At 57.1% G+C, this 11,589-nt stretch carries 12 protein-coding genes; 11 read left to right on the forward strand and 1 reads right to left on the reverse strand.

The annotated features are described in order from the left end of the window. The first annotated feature begins 159 nt into the window (after window positions 1-159). The 7 genes from sufC to BM322_RS12400 all read left to right on the forward strand — a co-directional run bounded on the left by sufC (window position 160) and on the right by BM322_RS12400 (window position 6,163). Window positions 160-918: a Fe-S cluster assembly ATPase SufC gene (gene sufC / locus BM322_RS12370; protein ID WP_075430934.1), complete on the forward strand. Its 759-nt coding sequence runs from the start codon at window positions 160-162 to the stop codon at window positions 916-918. 10 nt (window positions 919-928) lie between these two features. Then, a complete protein-coding gene (gene sufB / locus BM322_RS12375; RefSeq protein ID WP_075430936.1) occupies window positions 929-2,338 on the forward strand; it encodes a Fe-S cluster assembly protein SufB in 1,410 nt (469 codons plus the stop codon). Beyond that, window positions 2,338-3,171 carry a SufD family Fe-S cluster assembly protein gene (locus tag BM322_RS12380; protein WP_075430938.1) on the forward strand — a complete coding sequence of 278 codons (834 nt, stop codon included), beginning with the start codon at window positions 2,338-2,340 and terminating at the stop codon, window positions 3,169-3,171. Before sufB ends, BM322_RS12380 begins: the two co-directional genes overlap by 1 nt. Next, entirely contained in the window at window positions 3,164-4,399 is a 1,236-nt protein-coding gene (locus tag BM322_RS12385) for a cysteine desulfurase (protein WP_075430940.1), read from the forward strand. The genes BM322_RS12380 and BM322_RS12385 overlap by 8 nt, the downstream gene beginning before the upstream one ends. Continuing rightward, on the forward strand, window positions 4,389-4,820 hold the full coding sequence (sufU, locus tag BM322_RS12390; RefSeq protein ID WP_075430942.1) for a Fe-S cluster assembly sulfur transfer protein SufU: 432 nt from the start codon (window positions 4,389-4,391) through the stop codon (window positions 4,818-4,820). Before BM322_RS12385 ends, sufU begins: the two co-directional genes overlap by 11 nt. A gap of 131 nt (window positions 4,821-4,951) precedes the next feature. Beyond that, the gene (locus tag BM322_RS12395; protein ID WP_082334483.1) at window positions 4,952-5,455 is read left to right on the forward strand and encodes a flavin reductase family protein; all 504 of its coding nucleotides are present in this window, start codon (window positions 4,952-4,954) and stop codon (window positions 5,453-5,455) included. 9 nt (window positions 5,456-5,464) lie between these two features. Continuing rightward, window positions 5,465-6,163 carry a Crp/Fnr family transcriptional regulator gene (locus BM322_RS12400; RefSeq protein WP_075430954.1) on the forward strand — a complete coding sequence of 233 codons (699 nt, stop codon included), beginning with the start codon at window positions 5,465-5,467 and terminating at the stop codon, window positions 6,161-6,163. 256 nt (window positions 6,164-6,419) lie between these two features. On the opposite strand, the gene BM322_RS12405 is transcribed toward BM322_RS12400, so the two are convergent. After that, window positions 6,420-6,671, reverse strand: a complete 252-nt coding sequence (locus tag BM322_RS12405; RefSeq protein WP_075430945.1) for a hypothetical protein — start codon at window positions 6,669-6,671, stop codon at window positions 6,420-6,422. A gap of 326 nt (window positions 6,672-6,997) precedes the next feature. Between BM322_RS12405 and mqnE (BM322_RS12410) the strand changes: the two genes are divergently transcribed. Genes mqnE (BM322_RS12410) through BM322_RS12425 form a run of 4 tightly spaced genes read left to right on the forward strand, consistent with a single transcriptional unit; the run spans window position 6,998 to window position 11,131 of the window. Beyond that, window positions 6,998-8,095, forward strand: coding sequence for an aminofutalosine synthase MqnE (gene mqnE, locus BM322_RS12410; RefSeq protein ID WP_318254620.1), 1,098 nt, complete (start codon window positions 6,998-7,000; stop codon window positions 8,093-8,095). A 23-nt stretch (window positions 8,096-8,118) separates the two neighbouring features. Further along, window positions 8,119-9,213 (forward strand): aminofutalosine synthase MqnE, encoded by a 1,095-nt coding sequence (mqnE, locus tag BM322_RS12415; RefSeq protein ID WP_075430947.1) that lies wholly within the window; start codon window positions 8,119-8,121, stop codon window positions 9,211-9,213. After that, complete coding sequence (mqnC, locus tag BM322_RS12420) at window positions 9,210-10,247, forward strand: cyclic dehypoxanthinyl futalosine synthase (protein WP_075430949.1); 1,038 nt, start codon at window positions 9,210-9,212, stop codon at window positions 10,245-10,247. Before mqnE (BM322_RS12415) ends, mqnC begins: the two co-directional genes overlap by 4 nt. 32 nt (window positions 10,248-10,279) lie before the next feature. Further along, on the forward strand, window positions 10,280-11,131 hold the full coding sequence (locus BM322_RS12425) for an MTAP family purine nucleoside phosphorylase (protein WP_075430951.1): 852 nt from the start codon (window positions 10,280-10,282) through the stop codon (window positions 11,129-11,131). The last annotated feature ends 458 nt before the right edge of the window (window positions 11,132-11,589 follow it).

An 11,589-nucleotide genomic window follows, 5' to 3' on the forward strand; every position in this document is an offset into this window, starting at 1 on the left:
TTGATGATAAACATTTTCAACTATGCACAAAATTTATCGGTTGTGCTGCTTTCTATTGACTTTTAGCATGAAACCTCATACAATGAAAGCATCAATCCCGAGTAAAATGCTAAGGATTAAAACGAATCGTTTTTCTTGAATAGAAGGAGAGTTTATATAATGGCAGAGAAGCTTTTGGAAATCAAGGATCTCCATGCAGGGGTGGAAGATAAGGAAATCCTCAAAGGATTGAATCTTTCCATCAACAAGGGCGAGGTCCATGTCATCCTCGGACCGAATGGCTCGGGCAAGTCGACGCTGATGAACATCATCATGGGGCACCCGAAGTATCAGGTCACGAGCGGCACGATGGAATTCGAGGGCGAGGACATGTCGGGACTCAAGACCTTCGAGCGTGCGCGCAAGGGCCTGTTCCTGTCCTTCCAGACGCCGGAGGAGATTCCGGGCATCACGGTCGAGAACATGATCCGCACGGCCAAGCAGACCATCACCGGGGACAAGGTCAAGATCCTGCCCTTCCGCAAGGAAATGAAGGCGCAGATGCAGGAGCTCAAGATGAAGCCGGAGTATGCGCAGCGCTATATGAACGTTGGTTTCTCGGGCGGCGAGAAGAAACGCAACGAGATCCTGCAGCTGCTGATGTTGCAGCCGAAACTTGCCCTGCTCGATGAGACGGATTCGGGCCTCGATGTGGACGCTGTCCAGATCGTCTCGGAGGGCGTCGCAAAGTTCCACAATGAAGAGAACAGCTGCCTGATCATCACCCATAACACGCGCATCCTCGAGAAACTCAAGGTCGACAAGGTACACGTACTGATGAACGGCCAGATCGTTGAAGAGGGTGGCGCTGAGCTCATCGAGGACATCAACAGCCGTGGTTTCACGCATATCCTCGAAGCTCAGCCGGAAGCAAAGTGAGGCATTCGGGATGGCAGAGAAGAAGAAAACATATATAGAAGATATCGAGCGCACGCTCTATGATATCAAGGACGTAGACCACTCGGTCTACAAAGCTCATAGCGGACTTACGGAAGATGTTGTCCGCGATATTTCCACGCGCAAGAACGAGCCGCAGTGGATGCTGGATTTCCGTCTGAAGTCGCTGGCAGTCTACAATTCCCTGGAGCTGCCGACCTGGGGCCCGAGCCTCGAGGAGCTCAATATGGACGACATCGTCACCTATGTCCAGCCGGATGCCAAGATGACGGGCAGCTGGGAAGAGGTCCCTGAGGACATCAAGGACACCTTTGACCGTCTGGGTATCCCCGAGGCGGAGAAGACGTCGCTGGGCGGCGTCGGCGCCCAGTACGACTCAGAGGTCGTCTACCACTCCATCCAGGAAGACATGGTCAAGCAGGGTGTCATCTACACCGATATGGAGACGGCTGTGCGTGAGCATGAGGACATCGTCAAAGAGTACTTCATGACGCTCGTGCCGCCGAAAGACCATAAATTCGCGGCGCTGCATGGTGCGGTCTGGTCAGGCGGCTCCTTCGTCTATGTGCCGGCTGGCGTCCATGTGGAGATGCCGTTGCAGAGTTACTTCCGTCTCAATGCTGCCGGTGCGGGCCAGTTCGAGCACACGCTGATCATCGTGGAGCCGGGTGCAAGCCTCCACTTCATCGAGGGTTGCTCGGCACCGAAGCACAACGTCACGAACCTGCATGCCGGCTGCGTGGAGCTCTTCGTCAAGGACGGAGCGCGGCTGCGCTACTCCACCATCGAGAACTGGTCGCGCAACATGATGAACCTCAACACGAAGCGCGCCCTCGTCGAGAAGGACGGCATCATCGAGTGGGTATCGGGCTCGTTCGGCTCGCATATCTCGTGCCTTTACCCTTGCAGCGTGCTGCATGGTGAGAATGCCCGCTGCGAGTTCACCGGTGTCACCTTCGCCTCGAAGGGGCAGAACCTCGACACCGGTGCCAGCGTCATCCACGCGGCACCGCATACGTCGGCCAATATCAACACGCGCACGATCTCGAAGGCTGGTGGCATGGCGACCTACCGCAGCGCCGTCAAGGTCACGAAGAACGCACCCTATGCGAAGTGCTCGGTCAACTGCGAGTCGCTGATGCTGGACAACCTCTCGCGCAGTGATACGCTGCCGGTCATGGACATCGAGGGCGACGAAGCTGATATCGGCCATGAGGCCAAGATCGGCCGCATCAGCGATGAGGCGATCTTCTACCTTACGAGCCGCGGCATCGACGAGGAAGAGGCCCGGGCGATGATTGTCCGCGGTTTCGTCGAGCCGATTGCCAAGGAGCTGCCGCTGGAGTATGCGCTCGAAATGAATAATCTGGTAAATATTGAGTTGGAAGGGACTATCGGCTAATGGATGCTAAAATCTTTTCTGAGATTCCGATGCGCACCTGGCGCTGGCTCGGTGTCAATGAGGCCCGGGTTCCGGAAAATCTCAGTGATCATATAACGAAAAAACAGATCCTCGTCGAGGCGGGGCAGAAGGATGAAGTGGTGCTCGTCAATCGTGAAGGCGGGCAGCATGAGGTGCAGGTACATATCGCCGATGGAGCGGAGCTGCATCTCATCCACGCGCAGCTGGCGCCGGCCGATACGGCCAGCACGAGCCGCGTCAAGGTCTATGTCGGCAAGGGCGCTAAGTTCGCCTATACGACGGTGGAGGCCGGTGCGCGCCATACAGCCGCCGAGCTGACCGTCGATATGGCCGGCGATGACAGCCAGAGCGATATCTGGGGATTCTACTTCGGCGACGGCGACCGCCGCGTCGACCTCAACTACATCATCCGCCAGCAGGGACGCCGTACCGATGCGAACATGCAGGTGCGCGGGGCACTCTTAGGGGCGAGCGAGAAGACCTTCCGTGGCACGCTGGATTTCCTCGAGGGCTCGAAGGGCTCGGTGGGCCGTGAGAACGAGGAAGTCATGCTGCTCTCGCCAGGTGTCCGCAACCGCAGCGTTCCCATCATGCTCTCCCACGAGGACGACGTGGATGGCCATCATGCGGTCAGCGTCGGCAAGATCGATGAGAACAAGCTGTTCTACCTCATGAGCCGTGGCCTTGACCTGGCGGATGCACAGCGACTGATTGTCGAGGCATCCTTCCGTCCGGTACTTGACCGGATTACCGACGAGGCGCTCAAAGAGGAGATTGACAAGGTATTGCAGGGGAGGGTTGCAAATGGCTGAGGCACAGGACTTTTTGAAGGATTTCCCGCTGCTCAATGGGGAAATCGATGGCAAGCATATCGCCTATCTCGATAACGGGGCGACGACGCAGAAACCGCATCAGATGATACAGGCAATCTGCGGCTATTATGGCGGCTGCAACGCCAATCCGCACCGTGGCGCCTATGCGCTGTCGGTCAAGGCAACCGATATCTATGAGTCGGCACGTAAGCGCACGGCGCAGTTCATCAAGGCGAAACGCCAGGAAGAGATCATCTTCACGAAGAATGCCACCGAGGCGCTGAACCTCGTGGCCTATAGCTATGGCCTCGCCAATGTGGGAGCTGGCGATGAGATCGTCATCAGCATCTCTGAGCATCACAGCAACCTCGTGCCCTGGCAGTTCGTGGCCAAGGCCAAGGGGGCAATCCTCAAGTACATCTATCTCGAGGAAGATGGCAACCTCTCCCAGGAGGACATCGAGACGAAGATCACCGAGCGCACGAAGATTGTTGCGGTCACGCAGGTATCGAATGTGCTTGGTCTCAAGAATGACGTCAAGAGCATCGTCAAGAAGGCGCATAGCGTAGGCGCTGTCTGCATCGTTGACGGCTCCCAGAGCGTGGCTCATATGGCTGTGGATGTGCAGGATCTGGACTGCGACTTCTTCGCGTTCTCGGGCCATAAGATGCTCTCACCTATGGGCATCGGCGTGCTCTATGGCAAGTATGAGATCCTTGACAAGATGGATCCGTTCCTGCGCGGCGGCGACATGATCGAGTACGTGCAGGAGCAGGAATCGACCTGGGCCGAGGTACCGTCGAAGTTCGAGGCTGGCACCCAGAATGTCGGCGGTGCAGCAGGACTTACGGCTGCCATCGACTATCTCGAGAATATCACCTTTGATCGCATCGAGGCCATCGAGAAGGACCTCGTCGACTACGCCCTGCCACAGCTTAGAGAGCTGCCGTATATCGAGCTCTACGGCTGTGACAGCACGCGGGACAACAAGACGGGTATCATCGCCTTCAACATCAAGGATGTCCATCCCCATGATGTGGCGACAATCCTCGATAACGATGGCGTCGCCGTGCGCACTGGCCATCACTGTGCCCAGCCGCTGCACCGGTTCCTCGGGCAGAATGCAAGCTGCCGCGCAAGTTTCTATCTCTACAACACGCGGGAGGACATCGACCGCTGGATTGCAGCACTCAAGAAGGTAAGGGGGGTACTTGGTTATGGCGCTTGATGACGTATATACGGAAGTCCTCGGGGAGCATAGCCGCAACCCCGACCACAAGCATCATCTGAGCTGTGCGACCTGCTCGGTAAAGGGACGCAACCCGAGCTGCGGCGATGAGATCACGCTGGAGCTGCAGGTGGAGGATGGCATGGTCAAGGATGCTGCCTTCACGGGCATCGGCTGTGCGATCTCCCAGGCCAGCACGGACATCATGGCCGAGCTCATTCGCGGCAAATCCGTCGAGGAGGCCCGCGGTCTTGCTCAGAAATTCATCAGCATGATCAAAGGCGAGATTACCGATGAGGAAGAGCTTGAGGAACTCGATGAGGCCTTGGCTCTCAAGAATGTCTCGCATATGCCGGCCCGCGTCAAATGCGCGGTCCTGGCCTGGCATACCCTCGATGATGCCTTGAAAAATGACAAATAATAACAAACAGTAATACTTATCCACAAAATGTTGGGGATATCCACGGCAGAACTGTGGATAAACCCAGCGTTTTGTGGATTTTTACTGTGGATATGTGTAAATAAATGTGGATAAAGGAAGGAATAAGCACAATGGCAATGAAAGAAGTCAAACCAGAAGAGTTCAACGAAAGCGTGTTCCGCGTCATCGGCAAGGAGTGGCTGCTGGTCACTGGCGAGGCGGAAGGCAAGTCCAACGCCATGACGGTCTCGTGGGGCGGCATGGGCATCATGTGGGGCAAGCCGGTGGCCTTTATCTTCATCCGTCCGAGCCGCTACACGAAGGAGTTCATCGACAAGGCCGAGGGCCTGACGCTGTCGGTATTCACCGAAGACCGCCGCGAGATGATGAGCTACTTCGGCACCGTTTCGGGCCGCGACGAGGACAAGATTGCCAAGGCTAGCCTTACCGTACAGCATGACAATGGCCGCACTTATTTCGATGAGGCCCGCGTGACGATGCTCTGCCGCAAGCTCTATGCCCAGGAAATGCAGCAGGCGTGCTTTATCGACAAGGCCTGTGATGAGAAGTGGTACAATGACGACTATCATACGATGTATGTCGTCGAGATCGAGAAGATCCTCGTGCAGGACTGACAGGTGAAGATGGTGACGGAGGCAAAAGAACAGCTGCTACCCGTGCTGCAGGACTGCTCGCTGACGCATGGGATGAATGCGGCGGAAATCCGTGAGCTGCTGGGCTCAGCACAGGTGCGCGTCCGCGAATATGCCAAGGGGGACATCGTTTTCCATGACGGCGAGATGCCGCACTGCATCTACATCCTGCTCACGGGCGAGGTGCATATCCTCAAGGATACCTTTTCGGGGCGGCAGATCTTCCTCTCGGAGATCGCTGAGCCTGGCGACATGTTCGGGGAAGTCTACGACGTGCTGGGTCAGCCCTATGACATGTATGTCGAGGCCGTGCGGCCGACGCGGGTGCTCGAGATCTCGAGCCATCTGCTGTCCCTTGATGGGGGCGGAGAGCTCTCGCGCAGCGCGCTCCTCGTGCAGCGCAACCTCATGCGCATCTTTGCGCGCAAGGCCTACTTCATGGCTGGCAAGCTCAAGGTGCTGGCCAGCGGCAGCCTGCGCGAGAAGATCGTGCGGTTCCTGTTCCAGCACATCGGGCCCGACGGCTGCATCGAGCTTTCTGTCAGCCGTGAGTACCTGGCGGCCTATCTGGCCGTCACGCGGCCGTCGTTGTCGCGGGAGCTATCGGCCATGCAGCGCGAGGGAATCCTGGCGGTGGATGGCCGTCATATCCGGGTCACGGCGATGGAGCGTTTCGAGGAGTACCTTTGAGCGCTCGCCTTGAAAAAATGCATAGAAAAAGCGGGACATGCTGTGGGGGCATGTCCCGCTTTTTCGAGAGAATTAGAGATTTAGGAATCGAATGTATGTAAATTCTTCTGGGGAAGAAGAATTACCAATAGGGAAGTTCACAAATGGAAATCGTGTATTCGCCTTCCTGCTCACAACACTAAGTATAGACAGGTTCTTTTAGAAAGTCCTATGCTAGGCATTAGATATTGATTATATTCGCAAGAAGGCAGGAAAATCAGGTGTTTTTCGCAATGACTGCACCGACGACAGCGCCGATGATAGCGGCCGTGTTGCGCTCACCCTCGGAATATTTTTTCGGGTGAGAGTTATGATGGCGATGCGCTAGCTCCTGGACCTCATAGCGCGGCCCAAACTCTTGATGATGGCGCGGGCTGGCCTCGGAGACCGTGGCGCTGAAGATGCCAAGGCTCACGAAACTGGCCAGGACAGCCGCAGTAGTTACTTTCAGGCTTTTCTTGTTGAACATGATATGTTCATCTCCTTTTTGCATATAATAGTCTTTGAGCACCTCAGTCCCTGAGACCTGTGTATGTGTCGTTCCTGACTACAGTTAACAGTATAGACCGCAAGGCTTAGAAAACAAGGTGGAGGCTGTTAAAAGTTGATTAAGGAAACTAAATGTTGAGAAACTGGGAGGATATGTATTCATTTTTCTGATGCAGCCCTTCGGAAAATTCCATAGGAAAACGAATGATAAATACCTGCAAATGTAACCGATAAATGTTATAATTAATAGATATGTATGGAGAAAAACGACGGATTTCCTATATCAGAGATTTTGGAGGGAATGGATTGTTAGCAGCGGAAACCTATCGGGATATCGAAGCGAAGATCATGCGCGGCGAGCGGCTCAGCCGGGAGGACGGCATCCGGCTGTTCCAGTGCCCGGACATTGCCTGGCTCGGGGCCATGGCTGACCATGTCCGCAAGGAAAGATGCGGCGATATCGTTTATTATAATGTGAACTGTCATGTGAATCTGACGAATGTCTGCACGTCGAAGTGCAAGTTCTGTGCGTTTGGCCGCGACGAGGACGACAAGGGGGCCTATGCCATGAGCAAGGAGCAGGCCATTGCCGTCGTGCGGGATGCGATGCAGGATCCGGATCTGGCGGGACTCCATGTCGTCAGCGGCCTGCATCCGACCTGGACCTTCGAGCACTACCTCGGCATCGTCAAGGCCTTGCATGAGACATTCCCGCAGCTCTACATCAAGGGGTTCACGGGAGTAGAGATCACGCATTTCAGTGAGATTTCGGGCCTGTCCATCGAGGAGGTGCTCGTGCGCCTGCGCGACGAGGGCGGCCTGCAGGCTATCGCAGGCGGCGGCGCCGAGATCCTTTCGGACCGCGTGCGCGGGGAGCTCTGCCCTGACAAGGCATCGGCTGATCAGTGGCTCGAGGTTGCGCGCACGGCCCACAAGCTCGGCATCAAGTCGAATGCGAGCATGCTCTACGGCCATATCGAGACCATCGAGGAGCGCGTCGACCATCTGCTGCGCCTGCGGGAGCTGCAGGATGAGACGGGGGGCTTCCAGACCTTTATATGTTTCCCGTTCCTGCCGAAGAATACGGAGCTGGGCAAGTCGGTCAAGCAGACGAGCATGTGGGATGACCTGCGCACCATGGCAATCTCGCGCCTGATGCTCGACAATTTCACGAACATCAAGGCTTACTGGGTCATGCTGACCGTGCCGGTGGCCCAGGTGGCCCTGGGCTTTGGTGCCAACGATATCGACGGCACGGTGCACAAGGAGACCATCCTGCACGATGCCGGTGCGACGAGTCCGACGGCGCTGTCGGAGAACCAGATCATCCGCATCGTCAAGGAGGCTGGGCGCATCCCCGCATCCTGTGACTGCAATTTCAACATCATCCGCAAGTTTGAGTGAGCCGAAAGGCAGGAGGAAGCTCCATGGAGATAAAGGAGAATATCGCCGCGGCCCGCGCGAAGGCTGAGCGCGGCGAGCGCTTGAGCCTTGCGGACGCGCTGGCACTCTACGAGGATAACGACATCCTGTTCCTCGCTGCCTGCGCGCGCAAGGCCAAGGAGAAGAAGAGCGGCCGCAAGGTGTTCTACACCGTCAACCGCCATATCAATCTGACGAATGTCTGCAGCGCGAACTGCCCGCTCTGCGCGTTCCAGGTCGAAGCTGGCGACAAGCGCGGCTTTACGTTGGAGTCAGAGGACATCGCGCGTATCGTCGCTGAGGCACAGCAGGTCAAGAACCTCTCGGAAATCCATATCGTCTCGGCACTGCATCCGGACAAACCCTTTGACTACTACGTCGATGTCGTGCGGCAGGTCAAGGCGGCACTGCCCCAGGCCGATGTCAAGGCGTTCACGCCGGTCGAGGTCGTGAACTTTGCCAAGATGACGGGCAAGTCCATCCGCGAGGTGCTCGAAATCCTGCAGACTGCAGGTCTTGACAGCCTGCCGGGCGGTGGCGCGGAAATCCTTGCGGACCGCGTGCGGCAGATCATCTGCCCGAAGAAGGCGACGACGGCCGAGTGGATCGAGACGATGAAGACAGCCCACAGCCTGGGCATCCGTACGAATGCCTCAATCATGTACGGCCATGTGGAGACTATCGAGGAGCGCTTGCAGCATCTCATTACCATCCGGGATATCCAGGATGAGACGGGCGGATTCCAGGCCTTCATGCTGTTCCCGTTCCATCCGGGCAATACGAAGCTCGGCGAGGAACGCGGCCTGCGCCGCGTGGGCTCATGGGAGGACCTGAAGATGATGGCGCTTTCCCGTCTGCTCCTCGACAATATCGACCATATCAAGGCGTTCTGGATCATGCTGACGCTGCCGATTGCCCAGCTGGCGCTGGGCTTCGGTGCCGACGATCTCGATGGCACGATTGGTGAGGAGAAAATCATCCACGCCGCCGGGGCCAAGACGAATACGGGCATCACGCGGGGGATGCTGGAGAAGATGATCCGGGAGACTGGCTATGAGCCGGTGGAGCGCGATACGTTCTATCATGAGGTGAAGGCATGACGAGACTGACACCAGCACAGGGCGAGGAGCTGCTGCTGCATGGCGACCCGATCGAGCTCGGGCAGCAGGCAGACGCGGTGCGCCGCAAGCTGTTTGACGATACGGTCACATTCATCGTTGACCGCAATATAAACTACACGAATGTCTGCAAGAACGAGTGCAAGTTCTGCGCATTTTTCCGCCGCAAGGACCACAAGGACGCCTATCTGCTGTCCTATGAGGAAATCCTGGACAAGGTCCGCGAGACGGCAGAGGCTGGCGGCACGCAGGTCATGATCCAGGGCGGGCTCCATCCTGACCTAGGCATCGAATACTATGAGAAGATGCTGCGGCTCATCAAGGAGAATTTCCCGCAGATCACGATCCATTCGTTCACGGCGACGGAAATCCAGTACTTTGCCCAGCAGGCAGGCCTGTCGATCCTCGACACGCTGAAGCGCCTGCAGGCAGCAGGCCTTTCGAGCCTGCCGGGGGGCGGTGCCGAGATCCTCGTCGATGAGGTAAGACGGCGCGTGAGCCCGAAGAAGATCATGACCGACGACTGGCTGCATGTCATGGAGTGCGCGCACAGCATCGGCATGGAGAGCACGGCGACGATGGTCATCGGTTTTGGCGAGACCATGGCCCAGCGCATCGAGCACATGGAGAAAATCCGCCGTCTGCAGGACAAGACGGGCGGTTTCCGCGCCTTCATCACCTGGACCTATCAGCCAGGCAATACCGAGCTCGGCGGTGAGAAGACGACGGGCTGGGACTACATGCGGACGCTGGCGCTGACGCGTCTCTATATGGACAATGTCAAGCATATCCAGGGCTCCTGGGTCACCCAGGGCGAGCGCATCGGCCAGCTGACGCTGGGCTTTGGCGCTGACGACCTCGGCAGCATCATGCTGGAGGAGAACGTCGTGCGCGCTGCGGGCACGCGCTATGAGATGAGCATCAACAAGATGGCCGACTTGATTCGTGGCGCTGGCCGGCAGCCAGCCCAGCGCGATACGGAGTACCGGGTTATCCGCCGTTTTCCATCACCTTGATTTTGTGGATGCTGATATAGAGGAGTAGACAAATGACAGAGACGAAGATACCGAAAGCTGATTATGCCGTCGTTGGCGGCTCGGGAACGCTTTCGAGCAATTTCCCGGCGAATCTGCCGGATGAGGATGTCGAGATCCTCGCCGATAACCTGCACTTTGAGACGCCGTACGGCATGAGCCCGGCCATCCGCCTGTTCCGGGTGGGAGAAAAGCGCGTGCTGACCGTCAAGATGCACGGCTGGCGCTCGGGGGTCACGCGGGCTGATGCCAGCCGCCAGGTATTCTGGACGTTCCGGGAGGCTGGTGTCCGCCGCATCATTTCCGAGGGCGGCGTCGGCACGGTCAACAAGCTCCTGGACCTGCGGGATTTCATCATCCCCGATGATTATCTCGACCTTTCGGTGCGCAAGGATGTCATGCTCGACGGGCGCTATCTGCTCGTCATGCGCGACGCCTTGTGCCCCGAGATGCGGCAGGCGCTGATCGCGGCGACGAAGAAGCGCTTTGACGGCCGCGTCTTCACGCGCGGCACCTATGCGGTCACTGACGGCCGCCACTTCGAGAGCCCGGCAGAGGTGGCCATGATGAACGGCCATGCGGACATCGTCGGCCAGAGCATTGCGCCAGAGGTCTACCTGGCCCGCGAGATCGGGGCCTGCTATGCAGGACTCTACTTCACGGTCAACTATGGCGAGGGCATCCGCGAGAAGTGGTCCCATCAGGATATGGCCGACATCTTCTATGACGATGCGCCGATGATTGGCGAGATCATCCTCGAGACCATCCGCAACGTCGATGCCGAAGAGACAAATTGTGAGTGCCGTGACCTGCGCAAGGAAACGTTGCTCAAAGATGTATATAACGAAGTGTCGGCTAAGGGCTAAGGAATGTTGTGGCCTAAAGCTAGTAAAAGGTCCGCTGATTCTTTTCAGAGTCAGCGGACCTTCTTTTTGTTTTTAGTAAATTGCAGTTTGTCTGTTAGTGCGAGATTACAATAAGCTTGCTACAGCTCAGCTTGGGTGATGGTGGGTGCACTTTTTCTCCGCTCCGCTAAATGACCCGCGCTGGCAGGTTGTACGTACCTAGGTACATGCGCCGGGCAAGCCGGCGGCGCGCCAATACATCTTGGCGTTCTAGTTTATACCTACCGCGTGCCATCCCTCACTGCGTTCGGGCAATCGCTCCGTCTACGAAGAAAGTGTACCCACCCTCGCTCTCCGTTATGTTGGGATAATCCTGCTCTGTTCCGGCGATAGGTCACGAATTACATCGATGTGCTTGCTGCGGGAGCAACGGTTCGTGCAAATTCAGACTACCGTTACCAAAGGGGCGAACGGGGTAG

The organism is Selenomonas sp. GACV-9 (genome assembly GCA_900116485.1).
In the GTDB taxonomy this organism is placed as follows: domain Bacteria; phylum Bacillota; class Negativicutes; order Selenomonadales; family Selenomonadaceae; genus Selenomonas_A; species Selenomonas_A ruminantium_G.

Excerpts from the sequence above, each read along its gene's own strand:
- BM322_RS12425 (WP_075430951.1), top strand. The coding sequence starts at position 10,280 with ATGACAGAGACGAAGATACCGAAAGCTGATTATGCCGTCGTTGGCGGC.
- BM322_RS12385 (WP_075430940.1), top strand. The coding sequence starts at position 3,164 with ATGGCTGAGGCACAGGACTTTTTGAAGGATTTCCCGCTGCTCAATGGG.
- BM322_RS12405 (WP_075430945.1), bottom strand. The coding sequence starts at position 6,671 with ATGTTCAACAAGAAAAGCCTGAAAGTAACTACTGCGGCTGTCCTGGCC.
- BM322_RS12400 (WP_075430954.1), top strand. The coding sequence starts at position 5,465 with ATGGTGACGGAGGCAAAAGAACAGCTGCTACCCGTGCTGCAGGACTGC.
- BM322_RS12395 (WP_082334483.1), top strand. The coding sequence starts at position 4,952 with ATGGCAATGAAAGAAGTCAAACCAGAAGAGTTCAACGAAAGCGTGTTC.
- sufU (WP_075430942.1), top strand. The coding sequence starts at position 4,389 with ATGGCGCTTGATGACGTATATACGGAAGTCCTCGGGGAGCATAGCCGC.
- BM322_RS12380 (WP_075430938.1), top strand. The coding sequence starts at position 2,338 with ATGGATGCTAAAATCTTTTCTGAGATTCCGATGCGCACCTGGCGCTGG.
- sufC (WP_075430934.1), top strand. The coding sequence starts at position 160 with ATGGCAGAGAAGCTTTTGGAAATCAAGGATCTCCATGCAGGGGTGGAA.
- sufB (WP_075430936.1), top strand. The coding sequence starts at position 929 with ATGGCAGAGAAGAAGAAAACATATATAGAAGATATCGAGCGCACGCTC.
- mqnE (WP_075430947.1), top strand. The coding sequence starts at position 8,119 with ATGGAGATAAAGGAGAATATCGCCGCGGCCCGCGCGAAGGCTGAGCGC.
- mqnC (WP_075430949.1), top strand. The coding sequence starts at position 9,210 with ATGACGAGACTGACACCAGCACAGGGCGAGGAGCTGCTGCTGCATGGC.